Below are 20,981 nucleotides of genomic sequence, written 5' to 3' on the forward strand. Positions count from 1 at the left end.
AGCCGTTCCTTAAGCCGCATCGCGCTTGGCGTCGTTGCGGTAAGCCTCAACCGCCGCGATCAAGGCCTGAAGAATCTCCGCGCTCTCGCCAATCACCGACAGGTCGGCGCGTTTGATCATGTCGCAACCCGGATCGAGGTTGATCGCCACGACTTTGTCGCAGGCACCGATGCCTTGCAGGTGCTGGATCGCTCCGGAAATCCCCACGGCGACATACACCCGCGCGGTGACCCAGGTGCCGGACGCGCCGACCTGCCGGTCGCGCGCCATGAAGCCGTCGTCCACCGCCACCCGCGACGCGCCTTCGGTGGCGCCGAGTGCAGCAGCGGTCTGGTGGAACAATGCCCAGTCCTTGACCCCGTTACCGCCGGAGAAAATGAACTCGGCTTCGGCCATTGGAATCGCCGCCGGATCGACTGCCACCGCACCTAGATCTTCAATGCGCGACAGACTGCGCGCGACGCTTGTGGATAACTCCACGGGCAGCGCTTCGTGACGGGTTTCGCTGACAGGTTCCGCACATTCGGCCGAGGCCAGAATCAACCGCGCAACGGGACGCGCCAAATCCTGCAGACCCGCGCCAGCGCGGCCGATGCATTCCTGATCCTTGACCTGCCACACACGTGTCGCCGGGCGTTCGCCCAATGCCGCAGCAAAGCGTCGACCGAGTTCACCGCCACCGCTGCGGCTGTCCGGCAGCAGCCAGTGACGCGGGTTGAACTGGTTATCCACAGCGCGCAAACCTTGCACACGCTGCTCCGGTGCGTAACCGCTGAATTCCTCGCCCTCCAGCACCAGCAAGCGATCGACGCCTGCGGTGGCGAAAGCGTTTTCCTTGTGCTCGCCGAAGACCACAGCCAACACCGCGCCGTCCTTGCCGGCCAGTTGATGGGCGAGGCCGAGCAAATCGCGATCATGGCTGCTCAAGCGGCCGCCGACCATGTCCGGCACCACGCTGATGTAGAACGCCGGAGCCGGCACCTGATGCAGCGGCAGTTGCACCTCAACCGTGGCCGAGCGTTTGACCGCCCCGCCCTGCTGCGCGCCGCTGCGGTCAATGCGCTTGATGCCGTTGGGGCCGATAAAACCAATGCCATGCAGGTTCTTGCGGATGACGCCATTGGGGCCCATCCAGCTGTGCTGCGCCGGTTGCATGGCCGCGTGCAATGGATGCAAACGGTTACGCGCAATCCATTCGGCACGCGGGTCGCGGCGGATAATGTCGCTCATCAGTGGGCCTCCGCAGGTTCACGTTTGGCCGGCGCAGTCGGCTTGCCTGGCGCGGCGTCTTCAAGCAGGGCGTCGGCCACCAGTTCAGCGATGTCCTTGATCAGCGGACGCGGTTCAACCACGCCTTCGAGCATCGCCGTGCACTGTGGACAACCCACGGCCACCAGCTCGGCGCCGGTCTCGCGGATGTCGTCCATGCGCATATCGGGGATGCGCTGCTTGCCCGGAATGTCGGTGATCGGCGCACCGCCACCGCCGCCGCAGCAGCGCGAACGGAAGCCGGAACGTTGCATCTCTTTCACTTCGATACCCAGCGCGCGCAGCACTTCACGCGGTGCTTCGTACTCGCCGTTGTAGCGGCCGAGGTAGCACGGATCGTGATAGGTCACGCTGTTGCCTTTGTGCTGACCGAGGTTGAGCGCGCCGGCCTCAATGATTTCAGCCATGTAGGTGCTGTGATGCTGCACCAGGTAGTTGCCATCAAAGGCGCCGTATTCGTTTTTCAGCACATGGAAACTGTGCGGATCGCAGGTAACGATGCGGTTGAAGCTGTATTTGGCCAAGGTCTGGATGTTGCGTTTGGCCAACAACTGGAAGGTCGCTTCATCACCCAAACGGCGGGCGACGTCACCGCTGTCGCGTTCTTCGAGACCCAGTACCGCGAAGTCGACCTTGGCCGCTTTCAGCACTTTGACGAATGCACGCAGGGTGCGCTGGTTGCGCATGTCGAAAGCGCCGTCGCCAACCCAGAACAGCACGTCGGTGGATTTCTTTTCGCTCAGCAAATTGAGGTTCAGATCCGCCGCCCAGTTCATCCGCCCACCCGGAGCGAAACCGCCGGGGTTGTCGGTGGCGATCAGGTTTTCCAGGACTTCGGCGCCCTTGTTCGGCGTCGCGCCTTTTTCCAGCGTGAGGTGACGGCGCATGTCGACGATGGCGTCGACGTGCTCGATCATCATCGGACACTCCTCGACGCAGGCGCGGCAAGTGGTGCACGACCACAGGGTTTCGGCATCGACCAGACCGTTAACGATCGGTTGATGTGGATTACCTGAATGCTCGCCAATCGGTTTGCCCGGATACGGACTGCCAGCGAAGTTGGCGTCAGTGCCGCCAGCGAGGCCGACGACCATGTCCTGAATCAGCTTTTTCGGGTTCAGCGGCTGGCCGGCAGCGAAGGCCGGGCACGCCGCTTCGCACTTGCCGCACTGCACGCAGGCGTCGAAGCCGAGCAACTGGTTCCAGGTGAAATCCCTGGGTTTTTCCACGCCCAGCGGCGCGGAGGGATCGTTGAGGTCCAGCGGCTTCAAACCGGTGGAACGACCACCGCCAAAACGCTCGGCGCGACGGTGCCACGCCAGGTGCAGGGCACCGGCGAAGGCGTGTTTCATCGGCCCGCCCCAGGTCATGCCGAAGAACAATTCCGACACGCCCCACAGCACACCGACGCCGAGAATCACCGCCAATATCCAGCCGCCGAAGTTTTCCGGGAGGATCCCGGCCACCGGCAAGGTCACCAGAAAGAACGACGCCGAGAACGCCAGCAGGCTTTTCGGCAAGCGCATCCACGGGCCTTTCGACAACCGTGCCGGCGGGTTACGTCGACGCAGGTAAACGAAGATCGCGCCGACGAACATCACCGCCGTCATCAGCAGCAACGCATAGCCGAGGATGCGGTTATGCAGGCCGAAACCGTGCACCAGAATCGCCAGCACAATCGACGCCACCGCACCGCCGGCCGTGGCCACGTGGGTGTTGGCGATGTATTTGTCCCGCGCCACCACATGGTGCAAGTCGACCATGTAACGCTTGGGCATGGCGAACAGGCCACCGATCAGATCGACCTTCGAGGCTCGGCCCCGACGCCACATGGCCACCCGCCGCAAGGCGCCGAGGACGCCAAGGCCCAGGGCTGCGAACAACAGGATTGGAAGAAGGGTGTTCAACATAGGTGAAGCTCCCACCAGTACAGCCTGGAGAAACACGGGCGTTCGATGATCGTTCCCACGCTCTGCGTGGGAATGCATCCCGGGACGCTTCGCGTCCCAAAGCGGACGCGGAGCGTCCATTGCGGCATTCCCACGCAGAGCGTGGGAACGATCAGTTCAGCAGCTTAGAAATCCTTGCAGAGGCGCAGTGCGTCGTAGATCGCAGCGTGGGTATTACGCTGCGCCACGCAATCGCCGATGCGGAACAGCAAGTAGCCGTCACCCGTGGTGCTCAGCGAGGGCTGCGGCTTGATCGCGAACAGTGCGTCAATGTCGATCTGGCCCTTGTTGCGCGAACCGTCCTTGAGCCCGTAATACAGCTCTTCGTCCGGACGCACGCCGTTTTCCACCACCACCTGATCGACCACCCGCTCCTCTTTGGCGCCGGTGTATTCGTTCTCCAGCACCGCCACGAGCTTGTCGCCTTCGCGGTAGACCTTCTCCAGCATCATGTCGCCGGTCATGATCACTTCTTTCGGGTACATGCTGCGGTAGTAGGTCGGGAACGACGTACCGCCAATGGCCACGCCCGGTTTGATGTCGTCGGTGACGATCTCGACCTGGCTGCCCTTGTCAGCGAGGAAGTCGGCAACCGACATCCCGGTGAACTCGCAAATGGTGTCGTAGACCAGCACGTTCTTGCCCGGCGCGACCTTGCCGTCGAGCACGTCCCAACTGCTGACCACCAGCCCTTCGGCAGCGCCCCAGTGTTCGTTCTGCTCAAGGAACGGATGCCCGCCGACCGCCAGCACGACTACGTCCGGACGCAGATCGAGGATGGTCGCCGCGTCGGCAGCCGTCCCCAGACGCAGATCGACTTTCAAGCGCGCCAGTTCCAGCTGGAACCAGCGGGTGATGCCGGCGATCTGGTCGCGCTGTGGTGCTTTCGACGCAGTGGTGATCTGCCCGCCGATGAAGTCTTTCTTCTCGAACAAGGTCACGTCGTGGCCACGCTCGGCCGCAACACGCGCGGCTTCCATCCCGGCAGGCCCGGCACCGACCACCACCACTTTGCGTTTGACGCCCGTGGACTTCTCGATGATGTGCGGCACGCCCATGTATTCACGGGACGTTGCGGCGTTCTGGATGCACAGCACATCCAGCCCTTGGTACTGGCGGTCGATGCAATAGTTGGCGCCGACGCACTGTTTGATCTGGTCGATCTGGCCCATCTTGATCTTGGCGATCAGGTGCGGGTCGGCAATATGCGCGCGGGTCATGCCGACCATGTCGACGTAACCGCCTTCCAGAATGCGCGTAGCCTGGTTCGGGTCCTTGATGTTCTGCGCGTGCAGCACCGGCGCTTTCACCACTTCCTTGATCCCGGCGGCCAAGTGCAGGAACGGCTCCGGTGGATAACTCATGTTGGGGATAACGTTGGCCAGGGTGTTGTGGGTGTCGCAACCCGAGCCGACCACGCCGATGAAGTCGATCATGCCGGTGTCGTCGTAATACTTGGCGATCTGCTTCATGTCTTCGTGGGACAAGCCGTCCGGGTGGAACTCGTCACCGCACAGACGGATGCCGACGCAGAAATCGTCGCCGACTTCCTTGCGCACAGCCTTGAGCACTTCCAGACCGAAACGCATGCGGTTCTCGAAGCTGCCGCCCCATTCGTCGGTGCGTTTGTTGACGCGCGGGCTCCAGAACTGGTCGATCATGTGCTGGTGCACAGCCGACAGTTCAACGCCGTCCAGCCCGCCAGCCTTGGCCCGCGCGGCAGCGGTGGCGTAGTTGCCGATCACCCGCCAGATTTCTTCCGGCTCGATGGTTTTGCAGGTTGCGCGGTGCACCGGTTCACGGATACCCGACGGCGACAGCAGGGTCGGCCAGTGCTCGCCGTCCCAACGCGAGCGACGGCCCATGTGGGTAATCTGGATCATGATCTTGGCGCCATGCTTGTGCATGGCGTCGGCCAGATTCTGGAAGTGCGGGATGATCCGGTCGTCTGCCAGGTTGACCGATTTCCACCAGCCTTGCGGGCTGTCGATGGCCACGCTGGAGGAGCCACCGCAAATCGCCAGGCCGATGCCGCCCTTGGCTTTCTCTTCGTAGTATTTGACGTAGCGATCGGTGGTCATGCCGCCGTCGGTCGCGTAGACCTCGGCGTGCGCGGTACTGAGCACGCGGTTGCGGATGGTCAGTTTGCCGATCTGGATCGGCTGGAACATTGCTTCGAAAGCCATGGCGGGTTCCTCGACTTACAACGGCTTGACGGTGAACAGGCCGTCGTCGTGGCCTTCTTCGGAGCCACCGTAGACTTGCTCGGCAACGGTGCGGATCTTGCTGCCGCGAGCCTCAAGAATCTGATCCATGGCACCGGCAAACCAACCGGTGAACATGTAGTCGACCTTGCGCCCGACCTTGCCGTACACGTAGACGAACGCCGAGTGTTCGAGCTTGACGCTGGCGGTGCCTTTGTCGAGGTCGATGTCCTGGATCTTGAACAGGCCCCAGCCGCGTTGCGACAGGCGTTTCATGTAGTGCTCGAAAACCGCAACGCCTTCCAGGCCGTGACATTCAGCTTCTTTTTCACACCAGTGCCAGGCGGACTTGTAGCCGGCCTTGTAGAGGATTTCGGCGTAGGCGTCGGCGCCCAGCACTTCTTCGATGCCCATGTGGTTGTTGACGAAAAAGTGGCGCGGCACGTACAGCATCGGCAGGGCGTCGGAGGTCCAGACACCGGTTTCGCTGTCGACTTCGATTGGCAATTGCGGGGCGATCTTGGCCATGGAAACTTAACTCCAGAAAATTTGGTTTGTTGCCCCTGGCGCGGACGGCCGGAGGAAAGGATTCAGAAGTGCAGCGGCTTATTCGCCCCAAACATCTTTCAAGACGTTCACCCAGTTCTCGCCCATGATCTTGCGCACCACGCGCTCGGAGTGGCCACGCTTGAGCAGGGTTTCAGTCAGGTTTGGGAACTCGCCGACGGTGCGGATGCCCAGCGGGTTGATGATCTTGCCGAAGCTGGTCAGACGGCGGGCGTAGCCCTTGTCGTGGGTCAGGTATTCGAAGAAGTCCTGGCCATGGCCCTGGGTGAAGTCGGTGCCGATGCCAATGGAATCTTCGCCAACGATGTTCATCACGTATTCGATGGCTTCGGCGTAGTCGTCGATGGTCGAATCGATGCCCTTGGCGAGGAACGGCGCGAACATGGTCACGCCAACGAAACCGCCGTGGTCGGCAATGAACTTGAGCTCTTCATCGGACTTGTTGCGCGGGTGCTCCTTGAGCCCCGACGGCAGGCAGTGGGAATAGCAGACCGGTTTTTTCGATTCGAGGATGACTTCCTCGGAGGTCTTGGAGCCGACGTGGGACAGGTCGCACATCACGCCAACGCGGTTCATCTCGGCAACGATCTCGCGACCGAAGCCCGACAGGCCGCCGTCACGCTCGTAGCAACCGGTGCCGACCAGGTTCTGGGTGTTGTAGCACATCTGCACGATGCCGACGCCGAGCTGCTTGAACACCTCGACATAGCCGATCTGATCTTCAAACGCGTGGGCATTCTGGAAGCCGAACAGGATGCCGGTCTTGCCTTGCTCTTTGGCGCGACGAATGTCGGCGGTGGTGCGTACCGGCATCACCAGGTCGCTGTTTTCGCGGATCAGCTTCTGGCTGGCAGCGATGTTGTTCACGGTCGCCTGAAAGCCTTCCCACACCGACACGGTGCAGTTGGCCGCCGTCAGACCGCCCTTGCGCATGTCTTCGAACAGCTCACGGTTCCATTTGGCAATGATCAGACCGTCAATAACGATGCTGTCGGCGTGTAATTCGGCTGGGCTCATCAGGCGTCCCCTTATTGGCGATTCATGCGCCGAATCGTCTGCCGGCGCTTTGGGGCCAGCATATGCCTCGGTGCAGGGGCGACCGGGTGCAAAAACGACAGGGGAATTGCCGAAAGCGTCAATCCGCGACAAAGGGTCACCAAGCGGCCCGACCAGCCACCTGTTCAAGCCTGCAAGCTTGAGCCAGAATCTCCCGCATCTTGGAAACACCACTGGATTAGAGCGGCGACATCAATGAAATCGATCTTCCTGGCTTTGGCTTTGATTGCGACCGGCGTACACGCCGCTGAAGAGTCCGACAACAACCCGTGCGACGCAGTCGAAAGCGACGTCCAGACCCTGGAATGCTCGACCTACAGCCGTACCACCGCCGAAGACCTGCTCAAAGACAACTACGCCAGCCTAGCCGAACGCATGCAAACCGCGTACGGCAAGAACCCGGCGCAGCTGGCCGACATCACCACCAAACTCAAAACCGCCCAGCAGCAGTGGCTGAAGACGCGGGATGCAGATTGCGCGGTGGAAGCATTCCCGGCCACCGAAGGCAGCAAGGCGTTCAAGATTGCGCAGAATGACTGCGTGGCGCGGATGAGCGATGAGCGGTCGGAGTTTTTGGAGTCGATTGGGCAGGAGTGATCCTGAAAGCTGGAACTGCCTCCGGCTTTCAACCCCACACTCCTCTCTTCCTACAAATTACTCCGACATCGCCTACACAAATTGCTTGAATGCCTAAAACGAAGGGCCTTTCACGCAACATGCGGTCAACGATTGTTGATTGGCCACCGGAAAAATATAAGTAAAGATTCGCGAATCTTATAAAAGACTTATATTCTTCCATGAACAGCATCCACTGGACTCGAAAGGCCGTTAAGCAACTCCTGAAATTGCACACCGCACATCAGGCGCAGGTTCGGGATGCCGTTACGGCGCTTGCCGATATGCCTGATGTTGGCAATGTCAAAGCACTGATAGGCCATGACTACGCCTACCGCCTGCGCGTCGGCAATTATCGAGTCATGTTCGATTGGGATGGCGCAATCAAAGTGGTCAGTATTCAAGAGGTCAAAAAACGCGATGAACGCACCTACTGACATCCAAATCATCAACGATGCCGAAGGCAACCCCGCCTTCGTAGTCATTCCCTATGCGCAATACGTCGCACAGAAAATGCAGCCCGATCTGATCCCGCATGAGGTGGTCAGTCGAATGGTCGACGGGGCGACACCGATCCGCGCCTGGCGCGAACACCTGAACCTAACTCAGGAAGAAGTGGCGAAGCGCTTGGGAATTTCTCAACCGGCGTTCGCTCAACAGGAAACGGTAGCGAAGCCACGCAGGACGACCCGCGAGAAAATTGCAGCAGCATTCGGCATCACGGCCAATCAACTTGAGTTGTAGGCTGCCCTCTTCATTCAAAGGAATTCCCATGAACATCTGCGGCATCGAAATCAAAGGCAGCGAAGCGATCATCGCCGTGGCCGCTCTCGACGGTTCGACCCTGAGCCACGTCGCCCTCAGCACCAAGAAAATCGCCCTCGACGATGACGACGAAGCGGCCAACGTCAAGCGCTTCGCCGCGCAGGTCGCTTCGTTTGTGCGGGAGAACTCGATTGACCGGATTGCGATCAAGAAGCGCAGCAAGAAGGGTGAATTTGCCGGCGGGCCGACCACGTTCAAGATAGAGGGTGTGTTTCAGTTGCTTGATGGCTGCGAGGTGACGTTGTTGTCGCCGCAGACCATTAATGCGCAGGCCAAGAAGCATAATTTTGAGCTGCCGGGGACGCTGAACAAGTATCAGCATGAGGCTTATAAAGCGGCGTGTTCGGCGTTGGTGAAGAAGTAACCCGATCTTCCAGACGACACAAACCAACTGTGGGAGCGAGCCTGCTCGCGAATGCAATCTGTCAGTCGACATTGGTGTTGAATGACACACGCATTCGCGAGCAGGCTCGCTCCCACATTGGTTTTGTATACACCCATTCAGGCGTTGGCGGTACGGCGGTCTTCTCTCGGGCAACGGGCGAAACGTGCCCGGTAGCTGCGGGTGAAATACGACGGCGATTCAAAACCGCAAGCGATGCTGACTTCCAGCACGCTCATATCCGTCTGGCGTAATAGCTGCCGGGCCTTTTCCAGCCTTAAGCGCAGATAGAAATTGCTCGGCGTGTCGTTCAGATGCAGCCGAAACAAGCGCTCAAGCTGGCGCCGGGTCACTTTGATCGATTCCGCCAACGCCAACGTGGTCAGCGGCGGTTCGCTGTGTTGTTCCATCTCGCCAATCACCTGAACCAGCTTCTTGTTGCTGATGCCGTAGCGCGTGGCGACTTCCATGCGTTGGTGGTCTTTGCGCGGACGGATGCGCCCCAACACGAACTGCTCGCTGACCTGGATTGCCAGTTGCGGGCCGTGGGCCTGGGCGATCAGGTCGAGCATCAAATCGATGGACGCCGTGCCACCGGCCGAGGTGATGCGTCGACGGTCGATCTCGAACAGCTCCTGGGTCACGCTGAGCTGTGGATAAGATTCCTTGAAGGCGTCGATGGCTTCCCAGTGCAGGGTCAGGCGATGGCCGTCGAGCAGGCCGGCCTCGGCGAGGACGAAGCTGCCGGTGTCGATGGCGCCGAGGGTCACGCCTTCGTTGTCCAGGCGGCGCAGCCAATGCTCCAGCGTCGGCGTGGCGAACTTCAGCGGTTCGAACCCGGCCACCACCAACAACGTCGCGCCTTTCTTCAGCGGCTCCAGCGCCGCGTCGGCGTTGACCGACATGCCGTTACTCGCCAGCACCGCCCCGCCGTCAGCGCTCAGCACATGCCAGCGGTACAACTCGCCACGAAAGCGGTTGGCCACACGCAGCGGTTCGATCGCGGAAATAAAGCCGATGGCGGAGAACCCCGGCATCAGCAAAAAGTAGAAATCCTGGGACATGTGCGCACTCGGTCGGCGGGTAGCGTGGATCGTTGATACGCCGATTGTCGTCAGCGTTCAAGCGCACAGGTCGCTACAGTGCAAATGCCAGTCGCCGCAGTGCGCTTTCATGGGCGTATAGCTGCGTAACTTTGCATCACCGGCACGCCAGATGCCGGAACTCACAATAAACGACCTGCCGAGGAACCCGACATGAAACGACTGATCAGCAGCTGTGTTCTTGCACTCAGCGGTACCGCTTTCTTGAGCGCCAGCGTCATGGCGGCCGAACCCGCGTCTTGCCAGAACGTGCGCATGGGCGTGGTCAACTGGACCGACGTGATCGCCACCAGTGCCATGACCCAGGTGCTGCTCGACGGCCTCGGCTACAGCACCAAACAAACCAGCGCGTCCCAGCAAATCATCTTCGCCGGGATCCGCGACCAGCGTCTGGACTTGTTCCTCGGCTACTGGAATCCGTTGATGACCCAGACCATCACCCCGTTCGTCGATGCCAATCAGGTCAAAGTCCTCGACGCACCGAGCCTCAAAGACGCCCGCGCCACCCTCGCCGTGCCGACCTATCTGGCCGACAAGGGCCTGAAGACGTTCGCCGACATCGCCAAATTCGAGAAAGAGCTGGGCGGCAAGATCTACGGCATCGAGCCGGGTTCGGGCGCCAATACCCAAATCAAGGCAATGATCACAAAAAACCAGTTCGGCCTCGGCAAGTTCCAGTTGGTCGAGTCCAGCGAGGCCGGCATGCTTGCCGCCGTCGATCGCGCCGTGCGCCGCAAAGAGGCCGTGGTGTTCTTTGGCTGGGCGCCGCACCCGATGAACGTCAACGTCAAGATGACCTACCTCACCGGCAGCGACGACGCGCTCGGCCCGAACGAAGGCATGGCCACGGTGTGGACGGTCACCGCACCGAAATACGCCGAGCAATGTCCGAACATCGGTCGCCTGCTGAGCAACCTGACGTTCACCGCCGAAGACGAGAGCCGGATGATGCAGCCGCTGCTCGATCACAAGGACGCCTTTGAGTCGGCCAGGCAATGGCTCAAGGATCACCCGCAAGACAAACAGCGCTGGCTCGAAGGTGTGACCACTTTCGACGGCAAACCAGCCGCTGAAAACCTGCAACTGACCAGCCAATAACCCACCACTGAATCATCGCTTCGCAGTCCGGCAAGGGCTGCGAACAGACCCATCACGCCTGAAGGAAACCGCCTCATGAACCACGACGTCATCATCACCTGCGCACTTACCGGTGCTGGCGACACGACCGCCAAGAGCCCCCACGTGCCGGTCACCCCGAAACAGATCGCCGCAGCCGCCGTAGAAGCGGCCAAGGCCGGCGCCACCGTTGTGCACTGCCATGTGCGCGATCCACAGACCGGCAAGTTCAGCCGTGACGTGGCGCTGTACCGCGAAGTGGTGGAGCGCATCCGCGAGGCGGACGTCGACATCATCGTCAACCTCACCGCCGGCATGGGCGGCGACCTGGAGATCGGCGCTGGCGAGAATCCGATGGAGTTCGGCCCGAACACCGATCTGGTCGGCCCGCTGACGCGCCTGGCTCACGTTGAAGCATTGCTGCCGGAAATCTGCACCCTCGATTGCGGCACCCTCAACTTCGGCGATGGCGACACCATTTACGTTTCGACCCCGGCTCAGCTGCGGGCAGGCGCCAAGCGCATTACCGAGCTGGGCGTGAAAGCGGAACTGGAAATTTTCGACACCGGTCACCTGTGGTTCGCCAAGCAGATGATCAAGGAAGGCTTGCTCGACAACCCGTTGTTCCAGCTGTGCCTGGGCATCCCGTGGGGCGCGCCGGCCGACACCACCACCATGAAAGCCATGGTCGACAACCTGCCGGCGGACGCGGTGTGGGCCGGGTTTGGTATCGGCCGCATGCAGATGCCGATGGCCGCGCAAGCAGTGTTGCTCGGCGGCAACGTTCGGGTCGGCCTGGAAGACAACCTGTGGCTGGACAAGGGCGTGCTGGCGACCAACGGTCAATTGGTCGAACGCGCCACCGAGATCCTCAGCCGCCTCGGTGCCCGGGTACTGACCCCGGCGGAAGGCCGCAAGAAGATGGGCCTGACCCAGCGCGGCTGAACCTCACCCTTTCTCCCCTGTGAACATAAATTTTGTGGTGAGGGGATTTATCCCCGATGGGTGGCGAAGCCGCCCCAAAACCTGACAACCCGGGGCATCAGATAGACCGAGGGTGCTGGTTTTACGACTGCTTCGCAGCCGATCGGGGCGGTGCGACGTTTCGCTAAATCCCCTCGCCACAAGAACAGAGTTTCCACAGGGATCACCGAACTCTCTCAGGAAATCGCCATGAGCTTTATCACCGAAATCAAAACCTTCGCCGCGTTGGGCAGCGGTGTCATCGGCAGCGGCTGGGTTGCCCGCGCCCTCGCCCACGGCCTCGATGTGGTGGCCTGGGACCCGGCGCCCGGCGCTGAAGCGGCACTGCGCAAACGCGTGGCCAATGCCTGGGGCGCACTGGAGAAAAGCGGCCTGGCGCCGGGCGCATCCCAAGATCGCCTGCGTTTTGTCGCGACCATCGAAGAATGCGTGTGCGATGCCGATTTCATTCAGGAAAGCGCCCCGGAACGCCTGGAACTGAAACTGGAACTGCACAGCAAAATCAGCGCAGCGGCCAAGCCCAATGCTTTGATTGGATCGAGTACTTCGGGCCTGTTGCCGAGTGAGTTTTACGAGAGTTCGACGCACCCGGAACGCTGTGTGGTCGGTCATCCGTTCAACCCGGTTTACCTCCTGCCGCTAGTCGAAGTGGTCGGTGGCAAAAACACCGCGCCCGAAGCCGTGCAAGCGGCGATGAAAGTCTACGAATCCCTCGGCATGCGTCCGCTGCATGTGCGCAAGGAAGTTCCGGGCTTCATCGCCGACCGCTTGCTCGAAGCGCTGTGGCGCGAGGCGCTACACCTGGTCAACGATGGCGTGGCGACTACCGGCGAGATCGACGATGCGATCCGTTTTGGCGCCGGTTTGCGCTGGTCGTTCATGGGCACTTTCCTGACTTACACCCTGGCGGGTGGCGATGCCGGCATGCGCCACTTCATGTCGCAATTCGGCCCGGCGTTGCAGTTGCCGTGGACGTATCTGCCGGCGCCGGAGTTGACCGACAAGTTGATCGATGACGTGGTGGATGGCACCAGTGAACAGCTTGGCGAGCGCAGCATTTCGGCGCTGGAGCGCTATCGTGATGATTGTTTGCTGGCGGTGCTTGAGGCGGTGAAAGCTACCAAGGAGAAGCATGGGATGAGTTTCAGCGAGTGATGCGTCCGCTTCAAACCGCTGCCCTCACCCTAGCCCTCTCCCGGGGGGAGAGGGGACTGACCGAGGTGAATGTTCGAGCTACGCCGACCTGAAAATATCGAGCCGAACTCAAGGTCTGAACAGCCCCCGATCAGCTCCCTCTCCCCCTCGCCCCCTTGGGGGCGGTCCGACGTTTCGGGAGGGCTGGGGTGAGGGGGTAGCTCTTGATCCTAACGACCCGTCACCTGCCGGAACCCAATCATGCCCGTCCTTACTACCTACCAAACCACAATCATCCCCGACTGGGTCGACTACAACGGCCACCTGCGCGATGCCTTCTACCTGCTGATCTTCAGCTACGCCACCGACGCCCTGATGGACCGTCTCGGCATGGACAGCAACAACCGCGAAGCCAGCGGCAACTCGCTGTTCACCCTCGAACTGCACCTCAATTACCTGCATGAAGTGAAGCTCGACACCGACGTCGAAGTGCGCACGCAAATCATCGGCCACGACAGCAAGCGCCTGCACCTTTATCACAGCCTGCATAAGGTCGGAGAAGACCAGGAACTGGCCGGCAACGAACAAATGCTGCTCCACGTCGACCTTGCCGGCCCGCGTTCGGCGCCGTTCAGTGCCGACATCCTGAGCCGCCTGCAAGCCATCGTCGCCGAGCAGACCGACCTGCCCGCCCCCGCTTACATCGGCCGCGTCATCGCCCTGCCACCCGCCCGGTAAATCCCAATCGCAAGGAGCCGCCATGAACACCGCTGCCGCTGTTGCCGACTTCCGTACTTATCCGTTGATCAGCGCGCTGAGTGGCGTGCAGAGCCTGGCGGATCGCGTTTCGATTGCCTGGGCCGATGGCCGCATCAGCCCGTTTCATCATGTCTGGTTGCGGGATAACTGCCCGTGTGAACAGTGCGTCTACAACGTCACTCGCGAACAGCTTTTCGAGATTGTCGATGCGGCACAGGATCTGGCCCCCGTTGCTGCGTATATCGATACCGGAGGCTGCCTGCGCATCGACTGGCAGGACGGCCATCTCAGCCGTTTCGATCCGGGCTGGCTGCGGGCGCATGCCTATGACGACGAATCCCGCGCCGAACGCCTGGCCGCCAAACCCAAGCCTTACCTGTGGCACAACGACTTGCAGTTGCCGGTCTTCGATTACTTGGCGCTGATGAACGACAACGCAGCTTTGCTGCAATGGCTGCTCGCCGTGCGTGATATTGGTCTGACTCAGGTGCGCGGCGTACCCACCGAAACCGGTTCGCTGAAACCCATTGCGCAACGCATTTCCTTCATCCGCGAAAGCAATTTCGGCGTGCTGTTCAACGTGCAATCCAAGGCCAACGCCGACAGCAACGCCTACACCGCTTTCAACCTGCCATTGCACACGGATCTGCCAACCCGAGAGCTGCAACCGGGGCTGCAATTTCTGCATTGTCTGGTGAATGACGCTGAGGGTGGCGAGAGCATTTTTGTCGACGGGTTTGCGATTGCCGATGCCTTGCGCCAGGAAGACTCTGCGTCATTTCAGGCGCTGTGCGAGATCCCGGTAGAGTTTCGCAACAAGGATCGTCATAGCGACTATCGCTATCTGGCGCCGATCATTGCGCTGGATGCGCTGGGCCGGGTCGCGGAGATTCGCATGGCGAATTTTCTGCGCGGCGCGTTCGAGACGTCGGTGGAACAGATGCCGGTGTTGTATCGGGCTTATCGGCGGTTTATCGCGATGACGCGGGAGCCGCGTTTTCGCTTGATGCAGCGGCTTAGCCCAGGTGAGTTGTGGTGTTTTGATAATCGCCGCACGTTGCACGCGCGCAATGCGTTTGACCCAAGCACCGGGGCGCGGCACTTTCAGGGCGGTTACATCGACCGGGATGAGTTGTTGTCGCGCATCCTGGTGTTGCAACGCTAGATCGCAAAAAAAAGCCCCGATACCAGCCGTGACAGGATCGGGGCAGAGGGTACTGTTGAGGAGCTGCCGTGCGAGGGTGACCAAACCTTCGTGTTGCAAGCTGAGGTCAGTGTGCCCACTCCCCTTTACGACGAGTTAGCCGAAAACGACCTGTTCATAGCAGTCGCGGCCACTGCGACAAATCGCCCTTGCCGTCCCTCCCCTTGCCTACCAGAATCGAGCCACGACCTCCGTTGCCGAAGAAGGATTCGCCTCATGATGTATGCCGATTTGATCGATCAGGAAGACCTGTTGGGCCAGCTCAAGGCATTGGGATTTCAAGTGCCGAGCGGCTCCACGGCGGAGCAGGCTTGTGAGTGTGCGGTGCGTGGCCTGGATAACGTTCGCGCGTTTGAACTGCGCAAGATGGTCAAGGACATGTACACCAGCGGCGCGAGCATTCAGCCGGCGGTGCGTCAGGCCATCGATAAGCAGTTGTTGCCGGCATTGGCGCAGTACCAACAGACACATAGCGCCTGACGGGCCGTCATCGCTGGCAAGCCAGCTCCCACAGGGATTTGTGATGAACACACAATTTGTGTCCGACACAGATCCTGTGGGAGCTGGCTTGCCAGCGATAGCATCACCTCGGTTTACAGCCTTACGCTGGCAAACGTCGACTCGTTCCGCGCCTGGCTCAACGCCGACATCGGCCCCGACAACGGCGACATCACGATCGCCTGCGGCAGCGGCAGCATCGCCACTTGCTGTGTCGTATTGGAACCCACGCGCTCGTCACGCGGCGGAATGCCGAAGTATTCGCGGTAGCACTTGGAGAAGTGCGGCGTCGACACGAAACCACACACCGAAGCCACTTCGATGATCGACATCGGCGTCTGCTTGAGCAGTTGCCGGGCGCGGATCAGACGCAGCTTGAGGTAGTAGCGTGACGGCGAGCAGTGCAGGTACTTCTGGAACAGGCGCTCAAGCTGTCGACGCGACACGGCGACGTACACCGCCAGTTCGTCGAGGTCGATCGGCTCTTCCAGATTCGCTTCCATCAACGCGACGATTTCCTGCAACTTCGGCTGGTTGGTGCCGAGCATGTGCTTGAGCGGCACGCGCTGGTGATCCTGCTCGTTGCGGATGCGCTCGTAGACGAACATCTCCGAGATTGCGGCGGACAGTTCACGGCCGTGATCGCGGCTGATCAGGTGCAGCATCATGTCCAGCGGCGCGGTGCCGCCGGAGCTGGTGAACCGGTTACGGTCGAGGGTGAACAGGCGAGTGCTCATCGCCACGCGCGGGAAAGCTTCCTGCATCGCCGCCAGACATTCCCAGTGCACGCTGCAATCGAAACCGTCGAGCAGGCCGGCACAGGCCAGCGCCCAACTGCCGGTGCACACGGCGCCGAGACGCTTCGACTGCCGCGCCTGGCTTTGCAGCCATGAGACGTGTTCACGGGTAACAGTGCGTTGAATGCCGATGCCGCCGCAGACGATCACGGTGTCCAGGGGCGGGGCTTTGTGCATGGAGGCGTCGGGGGTTATCTGCAGACCGTCACTGGCCCACACCTGGCCGCCATCGACGGTGAGGGTGCTCCAGCGATACAGCTCGCGACCGGACAATTGGTTGGCCATGCGTAGCGGTTCTACCGCAGAGGCCAGGGAAATCAGCGTGAAATTGTCCAGCAGCAGAAAGCCGATGGATTGAGGCGCACGGTTCTGGGGTTGGGCCCCGGAGTTGAACGACGTCATCGCGGTATCTCCTCACACAAAGCGGGTGATGGCCTCAGGCGGAGGCTCTTGTTATTGCCGCGTACTCATGCGGGAGACGGGCTTTGTTATGACAGAGCAATTGCCATGCCTAAAATTGAATGAGCGTTCAATAACTCCTGAAAACGACGTCGCGACGTGTCTATTCGAGACGTCCGACGAAAGGTATTTCGAAGTGCCATCAGCGATGGCGAAAGCCCTGCCCCGTAGCCTGTGAGCAAATCGGTAGCACTTGTGGGAACTGGCCTGCGCGCAGTTGGTGGGGAGTGTCACCCAAGGCACGGGTGACGGACGGTAGGAGGGGCGAATCAGGTGATGGAACTGGGAAATACTCTTATCTGATTGCGACGCGCTAAAAGGTGGCGCTTGCGGTTATGTGTGTTCACTTACCGAGCAGTTTTGACTGGTCCAGGCCCTGCAGCAATTTCAAATCAAACATGGATCCCTGTGGTGAGGGGATTTATCCTCGACCGGCTGCGTAGCGGCCGTAAATCCATTCACCAAGGTGTGTCAGGCAGAACTTGATTTCAGGATTTGGGGCTGCTTCGCAGCCCATCGGGGATAAATCCCCTCGCCACAGGACACCTCTGTTTCAGCACTCAACTGCGCTCACCGCCAACCCACCCCGCGACGTCTCTTTATATTTGTCATGCATGTCGGCGCCGGTATCACGCATGGTGCGGATCACTCTATCGAGCGAGATGAAATGCTGACCATCCCCGCGCAAGGCCATCTGCGCCGCATTGATCGCTTTCACCGCCGCAATCGCGTTGCGCTCGATGCACGGCACTTGCACCAGCCCGCCCACCGGATCGCAGGTCAGGCCAAGGTTATGTTCCAGGCCGATTTCCGCTGCGTTGCATAATTGCTCGGGCGTGGCGCCAAGAATCTCCGCCAGCCCCGCCGCCGCCATCGCGCAGGCTGAGCCGACCTCGCCCTGACAACCGACTTCGGCGCCGGAGATCGAAGCATTCTTCTTGCACAGAATCCCCACCGCCGCCGCGCCCAGCAAGTAATCGACCACGTTGGCGTCAGTCACCGCTTCGCTGAACTTCATAAAGTAGTGCAACACCGCCGGGATGATCCCCGCCGCTCCATTGGTCGGTGCCGTGACCATGCGCCCACCGGCGGCGTTCTCTTCGTTGACGGCGAGGGCAAACAGGTTGACCCACTCCATCGCACTCAGGGTCGAGCCGATCACATTGGGCTTGTTCAACTCTTGCAGACTGCGATGCAACTTCGCTGCGCGCCGCCGCACATTCAAACCACCGGGCAGAATGCCCTCGTGTTTCAGGCCCTGCTCGACGCAATCCTGCATCGCCCGCCACAGCGTCATCAGCCCAGCGCGTATCTCTTCTTCACTGCGCCAGACCTTTTCGTTGGCCATCATCAATTCGGCGACGCGCAGGTTGTTCTTTTTGCACAGTTCCAGCAGCTCGACGGCGCTGGAAAAGTCATAAGGCAACTCGGTGCGATCCAGATCGACCACACCGCTGGACGCCTGCGCTTCATCCACCACAAACCCGCCGCCGACTGAATAGTAGGTGTCGCGATGCAGTTCACCGTGATCGCCTTCGGCAACCAGGGTCATGGCGTTGGGGTGGAATGGCAGGTTTTCGTCAATCAGGCGCATGTCGCGAGCCCAGACAAACGGTACCGACAGGCGACCATCCAAGAGCAGGGTGTGAGTTTCGCGCAAGGCCTGGATGCGCGGGCCGATCTGCGACGGGTCGATTGCGTCCGGCCACTCGCCCATCAGGCCCATGATCACTGCGTTGTCGCTGCCGTGACCGATGCCGGTGGCCGACAGTGAACCGAAAAGTTGCACTTCGATGCGGCGCACGTGCTCCAACTGGTGCTTGCTGCGCAGCGACTCGACAAACAATGCCGCGGCGCGCATCGGCCCGACGGTGTGAGAACTGGAAGGGCCGATGCCGATTTTGAACAGGTCGAAAACGCTGATAGCCATTGCTGCAGAGCTCCTGAGGATGCCGGTCCGGGGCGTGAAACGCCCACTGGCGGAGCTGCTACGCTCAAGCTGCGATCCGCCGGAATGCCGGCATCATCAGGCTTTTGTCGGGTCGCACGGCGTCTGACACCGACGCACTCATGCCCACTAACGCCGTAGCGCTTTCGTCCCCGGTTTTCGCCGTTTTTATGCGGTTCAGATGGCCAAACGGGGCTGAAAAAAGCTGTAAACGACGTCACTGACACTGGATGCGACCATCCCTGTACTGGATACGACGCCCCCTGTAGGCGTCAGATTTTCACTGGTACATGATCGTTATGACTCGATTGCAAGGCGCCGTGGTAGAGCTGTCTCCAGAACGCCATCCAACCGCAACCTATAAGTGCGGTGGTCCACAGTCGGAACACTGCCAAAAAAAACACCAAGGAGTCCATCCATGAAAGGTTCCCCGTCGTTGTTGTTGGCCGCCATGCTGAGTCTGCCGTTACTGGCTCAAGCCGCAGAACCGGCGCAGTGCAGTACCGTTAACTTCTCCGATGTCGGCTGGACCGACATCACCGCCACCACCGCAACCACCTCCGTTGTTCTCAACGCCCTCGGCTACAAGACCAAGACCACCATGATCTCCGTGCCTGTGACATACAAGTCGCTGGCCGACGGCAAGAACATGGACGTGTTCCTCGGCAACTGGATGCCGACCATGGAAAACGACATCAAGGCCTACCGCGAAGCCGGCACCGTGGAAACCGTGCGCACCAACCTCACGGGCGCCAAGTACACGCTCGCCGTGCCGCAAGCCCTGTACGACAAAGGTCTGCATGACTTCGCCGACATCGCCAAATTCAAGAAAGAACTCGACGGCAAGATCTACGGCATCGAGCCTGGCAACGACGGCAACCGTCTGATCCAGAGCATGATCGACAAAGACGCCTTCGGCCTGAAAACCGCCGGTTTCAAAGTCGTCGAATCCTCCGAAGCGGGCATGCTCTCGCAGGTTGACCGTGCTTCTCGGCGTGGCACCGAAGTGGTGTTCCTCGGCTGGGCGCCGCACCCGATGAACAAGCGCTTCAAGATCCAGTACCTGACTGGTGGTGACGAATTCTTCGGCCCTGATTTCGGTGCCGCAACTGTGGCGACCAACACCCGCAAGGGCTACGCCACCGAGTGCAGCAACGTCGGCCAGTTGCTGAAGAACCTGGAGTTCACCGTCGACATGGAAAGTGAACTGATGGGCAACATCCTCGACGACAAGATGAAGCCTGACGCGGCCGCCAAGGCCTGGCTGAAAAAGAATCCACAAGTGCTCGATACCTGGCTCGCTGGCGTGACCACCATTGACGGTAAACCTGGCCTGGAGGCCGTGAAAGCCAAGATTGCTCAGTAATCGCTTATGCCGGACGGCTCCGGCCGTCCGGGCTGTTTATTTCCTTGCATGCGGACGTTCACTACCATGCTGATTGATCAGAAAATACCTTTAGGCCAGTACATCGCGGGCTTCGTTGAATGGTTGACGCAACACGGCGCCAACACCTTCGACGCCATCGCCGTGACGCTGGAAACGATGATCCACGGCGTGACGTTTGCGCTCACCTGGTTCAACCCTTTCGTCTTGATCGGCCTCATTGCCCTCCTCGCCCATTTCATCCAGCGCAAATGGGGGCTGACTGTTTTTGTGATTGCGTCCTTTCTGCTGATCCTCAATCTGGGCTACTGGCAGGAAACCATGGAAACCCTCGCCCAGGTCATGTTCGCGACCCTGGTCTGCGTGGTCATCGGCGTGCCGTTGGGCATCGTCGCCGCGCACAAACCGATGTTCTACACAGTGATGCGTCCGGTACTCGATCTGATGCAGACCGTACCGACCTTCGTTTACCTCATTCCTACCCTGACCCTCTTCGGGCTGGGTGTGGTGCCAGGCCTGATCTCCACGGTGGTGTTCGCCATCGCTGCGCCGATCCGCCTGACCTACCTGGGCATCCGCGATGTCCCACAAGAACTGATGGACGCCGGCAAGGCCTTCGGCTGCTCGCGTCGCCAATTGCTCTCACGGATCGAACTGCCTCACGCCATGCCGGGCATCGCGGCGGGCATCACCCTGTGCTGCCGGCTGTCGGGGTCGAGGGGGGTGCT

20 protein-coding genes are annotated in these 20,981 nt (G+C 60.5%); 12 read left to right on the plus strand and 8 right to left on the minus strand.

The window, feature by feature from the left end:
- Nucleotides 1-9 precede the first annotated feature (9 nt).
- The 5 genes from ACIOVB_RS20695 to ACIOVB_RS20715 form a co-directional block, all read right to left on the minus strand.
- On the minus strand, nt 10-1,230 hold the full coding sequence (locus tag ACIOVB_RS20695; RefSeq protein ID WP_401270896.1) for an electron transfer flavoprotein subunit alpha/FixB family protein: 1,221 nt from the start codon (nt 1,228-1,230) through the stop codon (nt 10-12).
- Nucleotides 1,230-3,179 (minus strand): dimethylglycine demethylation protein DgcB, encoded by a 1,950-nt coding sequence (dgcB, locus tag ACIOVB_RS20700; RefSeq protein WP_401270898.1) that lies wholly within the window; start codon nt 3,177-3,179, stop codon nt 1,230-1,232. The genes ACIOVB_RS20695 and dgcB overlap by 1 nt, the downstream gene beginning before the upstream one ends.
- A gap of 164 nt (nt 3,180-3,343) precedes the next feature.
- Nucleotides 3,344-5,404, minus strand: a complete 2,061-nt coding sequence (dgcA, locus tag ACIOVB_RS20705) for a dimethylglycine demethylation protein DgcA (protein ID WP_401270901.1) — start codon at nt 5,402-5,404, stop codon at nt 3,344-3,346.
- Between the two features lie 15 nt (nt 5,405-5,419).
- Nucleotides 5,420-5,950, minus strand: a complete 531-nt coding sequence (locus tag ACIOVB_RS20710; RefSeq protein ID WP_005792152.1) for a DUF5943 domain-containing protein — start codon at nt 5,948-5,950, stop codon at nt 5,420-5,422.
- Between the two features lie 78 nt (nt 5,951-6,028).
- Nucleotides 6,029-7,006 (minus strand): dipeptidase, encoded by a 978-nt coding sequence (locus tag ACIOVB_RS20715; RefSeq protein ID WP_194935229.1) that lies wholly within the window; start codon nt 7,004-7,006, stop codon nt 6,029-6,031.
- 234 nt (nt 7,007-7,240) lie between these two features.
- Here ACIOVB_RS20715 and ACIOVB_RS20720 point away from each other — a divergent pair, with 234 nt between their 5' ends.
- The 4 genes from ACIOVB_RS20720 (at nt 7,241) to ACIOVB_RS20735 (ending at nt 8,849) form a co-directional block, all read left to right on the plus strand.
- Nucleotides 7,241-7,642 (plus strand): lysozyme inhibitor LprI family protein, encoded by a 402-nt coding sequence (locus tag ACIOVB_RS20720; protein ID WP_187679664.1) that lies wholly within the window; start codon nt 7,241-7,243, stop codon nt 7,640-7,642.
- 200 nt (nt 7,643-7,842) lie between these two features.
- Entirely contained in the window at nt 7,843-8,097 is a 255-nt protein-coding gene (locus ACIOVB_RS20725) for a type II toxin-antitoxin system RelE/ParE family toxin (protein WP_187679665.1), read from the plus strand.
- A complete protein-coding gene (locus ACIOVB_RS20730) occupies nt 8,081-8,404 on the plus strand; it encodes a helix-turn-helix domain-containing protein (protein ID WP_401270904.1) in 324 nt (107 codons plus the stop codon). The genes ACIOVB_RS20725 and ACIOVB_RS20730 overlap by 17 nt, the downstream gene beginning before the upstream one ends.
- 28 nt (nt 8,405-8,432) lie before the next feature.
- Nucleotides 8,433-8,849, plus strand: coding sequence for a DUF3010 family protein (locus ACIOVB_RS20735; protein ID WP_103304488.1), 417 nt, complete (start codon nt 8,433-8,435; stop codon nt 8,847-8,849).
- A 137-nt stretch (nt 8,850-8,986) separates the two neighbouring features.
- On the opposite strand, the gene ACIOVB_RS20740 is transcribed toward ACIOVB_RS20735, so the two are convergent.
- Nucleotides 8,987-9,931 (minus strand): GlxA family transcriptional regulator, encoded by a 945-nt coding sequence (locus tag ACIOVB_RS20740; RefSeq protein ID WP_401270907.1) that lies wholly within the window; start codon nt 9,929-9,931, stop codon nt 8,987-8,989.
- Between the two features lie 192 nt (nt 9,932-10,123).
- Between ACIOVB_RS20740 and ACIOVB_RS20745 the strand changes: the two genes are divergently transcribed.
- From ACIOVB_RS20745 to ACIOVB_RS20770, 6 genes are all read left to right on the plus strand, one after another.
- Nucleotides 10,124-11,068, plus strand: coding sequence for a choline ABC transporter substrate-binding protein (locus ACIOVB_RS20745; RefSeq protein WP_401270909.1), 945 nt, complete (start codon nt 10,124-10,126; stop codon nt 11,066-11,068).
- Nucleotides 11,069-11,143: 75 nt separating this feature from the next.
- Nucleotides 11,144-12,031 (plus strand): 3-keto-5-aminohexanoate cleavage protein, encoded by an 888-nt coding sequence (locus tag ACIOVB_RS20750; protein WP_401270911.1) that lies wholly within the window; start codon nt 11,144-11,146, stop codon nt 12,029-12,031.
- 228 nt (nt 12,032-12,259) lie between these two features.
- On the plus strand, nt 12,260-13,225 hold the full coding sequence (locus tag ACIOVB_RS20755) for an L-carnitine dehydrogenase (protein WP_401270913.1): 966 nt from the start codon (nt 12,260-12,262) through the stop codon (nt 13,223-13,225).
- 240 nt (nt 13,226-13,465) lie between these two features.
- A complete protein-coding gene (locus tag ACIOVB_RS20760) occupies nt 13,466-13,942 on the plus strand; it encodes a thioesterase family protein (protein WP_401270916.1) in 477 nt (158 codons plus the stop codon).
- 22 nt (nt 13,943-13,964) lie between these two features.
- Complete coding sequence (locus ACIOVB_RS20765) at nt 13,965-15,128, plus strand: gamma-butyrobetaine dioxygenase (RefSeq protein WP_401270919.1); 1,164 nt, start codon at nt 13,965-13,967, stop codon at nt 15,126-15,128.
- Between the two features lie 255 nt (nt 15,129-15,383).
- Nucleotides 15,384-15,647: a hypothetical protein gene (locus ACIOVB_RS20770; RefSeq protein ID WP_103304375.1), complete on the plus strand. Its 264-nt coding sequence runs from the start codon at nt 15,384-15,386 to the stop codon at nt 15,645-15,647.
- A 113-nt stretch (nt 15,648-15,760) separates the two neighbouring features.
- On the opposite strand, the gene ACIOVB_RS20775 is transcribed toward ACIOVB_RS20770, so the two are convergent.
- The gene (locus ACIOVB_RS20775) at nt 15,761-16,864 is read right to left on the minus strand and encodes a GlxA family transcriptional regulator (RefSeq protein WP_007949927.1); all 1,104 of its coding nucleotides are present in this window, start codon (nt 16,862-16,864) and stop codon (nt 15,761-15,763) included.
- Nucleotides 16,865-17,474: 610 nt separating this feature from the next.
- The gene (locus ACIOVB_RS20780) at nt 17,475-18,851 is read right to left on the minus strand and encodes an L-serine ammonia-lyase (protein ID WP_401270921.1); all 1,377 of its coding nucleotides are present in this window, start codon (nt 18,849-18,851) and stop codon (nt 17,475-17,477) included.
- Between the two features lie 436 nt (nt 18,852-19,287).
- On the opposite strand from ACIOVB_RS20780, the gene ACIOVB_RS20785 reads away from it, so the two are divergent.
- Both ACIOVB_RS20785 and ACIOVB_RS20790 read left to right on the plus strand, forming a co-directional pair.
- Complete coding sequence (locus ACIOVB_RS20785) at nt 19,288-20,235, plus strand: choline ABC transporter substrate-binding protein (RefSeq protein WP_187679676.1); 948 nt, start codon at nt 19,288-19,290, stop codon at nt 20,233-20,235.
- 66 nt (nt 20,236-20,301) lie between these two features.
- On the plus strand, nt 20,302-20,981 hold a 680-nt coding region (locus ACIOVB_RS20790), incomplete at its 3' end, for an ABC transporter permease subunit (protein WP_401270923.1).

This window comes from Pseudomonas sp. NPDC087639, from assembly GCF_044743385.1.
GTDB lineage: Bacteria > Pseudomonadota > Gammaproteobacteria > Pseudomonadales > Pseudomonadaceae > Aquipseudomonas.

What these genes read in the sequence shown, in the direction of transcription:
- ACIOVB_RS20695 (WP_401270896.1), bottom strand. Translation starts at nt 1,230, where the DNA reads ATGAGCGACATTATCCGCCGCGACCCGCGTGCCGAATGGATTGCGCGT.
- dgcB (WP_401270898.1), bottom strand. Translation starts at nt 3,179, where the DNA reads ATGTTGAACACCCTTCTTCCAATCCTGTTGTTCGCAGCCCTGGGCCTT.
- dgcA (WP_401270901.1), bottom strand. Translation starts at nt 5,404, where the DNA reads ATGGCTTTCGAAGCAATGTTCCAGCCGATCCAGATCGGCAAACTGACC.
- ACIOVB_RS20710 (WP_005792152.1), bottom strand. Translation starts at nt 5,950, where the DNA reads ATGGCCAAGATCGCCCCGCAATTGCCAATCGAAGTCGACAGCGAAACC.
- ACIOVB_RS20715 (WP_194935229.1), bottom strand. Translation starts at nt 7,006, where the DNA reads ATGAGCCCAGCCGAATTACACGCCGACAGCATCGTTATTGACGGTCTG.
- ACIOVB_RS20720 (WP_187679664.1), top strand. Translation starts at nt 7,241, where the DNA reads ATGAAATCGATCTTCCTGGCTTTGGCTTTGATTGCGACCGGCGTACAC.
- ACIOVB_RS20725 (WP_187679665.1), top strand. Translation starts at nt 7,843, where the DNA reads ATGAACAGCATCCACTGGACTCGAAAGGCCGTTAAGCAACTCCTGAAA.
- ACIOVB_RS20730 (WP_401270904.1), top strand. Translation starts at nt 8,081, where the DNA reads ATGAACGCACCTACTGACATCCAAATCATCAACGATGCCGAAGGCAAC.
- ACIOVB_RS20735 (WP_103304488.1), top strand. Translation starts at nt 8,433, where the DNA reads ATGAACATCTGCGGCATCGAAATCAAAGGCAGCGAAGCGATCATCGCC.
- ACIOVB_RS20740 (WP_401270907.1), bottom strand. Translation starts at nt 9,931, where the DNA reads ATGTCCCAGGATTTCTACTTTTTGCTGATGCCGGGGTTCTCCGCCATC.
- ACIOVB_RS20745 (WP_401270909.1), top strand. Translation starts at nt 10,124, where the DNA reads ATGAAACGACTGATCAGCAGCTGTGTTCTTGCACTCAGCGGTACCGCT.
- ACIOVB_RS20750 (WP_401270911.1), top strand. Translation starts at nt 11,144, where the DNA reads ATGAACCACGACGTCATCATCACCTGCGCACTTACCGGTGCTGGCGAC.
- ACIOVB_RS20755 (WP_401270913.1), top strand. Translation starts at nt 12,260, where the DNA reads ATGAGCTTTATCACCGAAATCAAAACCTTCGCCGCGTTGGGCAGCGGT.
- ACIOVB_RS20760 (WP_401270916.1), top strand. Translation starts at nt 13,466, where the DNA reads ATGCCCGTCCTTACTACCTACCAAACCACAATCATCCCCGACTGGGTC.
- ACIOVB_RS20765 (WP_401270919.1), top strand. Translation starts at nt 13,965, where the DNA reads ATGAACACCGCTGCCGCTGTTGCCGACTTCCGTACTTATCCGTTGATC.
- ACIOVB_RS20770 (WP_103304375.1), top strand. Translation starts at nt 15,384, where the DNA reads ATGATGTATGCCGATTTGATCGATCAGGAAGACCTGTTGGGCCAGCTC.
- ACIOVB_RS20775 (WP_007949927.1), bottom strand. Translation starts at nt 16,864, where the DNA reads ATGACGTCGTTCAACTCCGGGGCCCAACCCCAGAACCGTGCGCCTCAA.
- ACIOVB_RS20780 (WP_401270921.1), bottom strand. Translation starts at nt 18,851, where the DNA reads ATGGCTATCAGCGTTTTCGACCTGTTCAAAATCGGCATCGGCCCTTCC.
- ACIOVB_RS20785 (WP_187679676.1), top strand. Translation starts at nt 19,288, where the DNA reads ATGAAAGGTTCCCCGTCGTTGTTGTTGGCCGCCATGCTGAGTCTGCCG.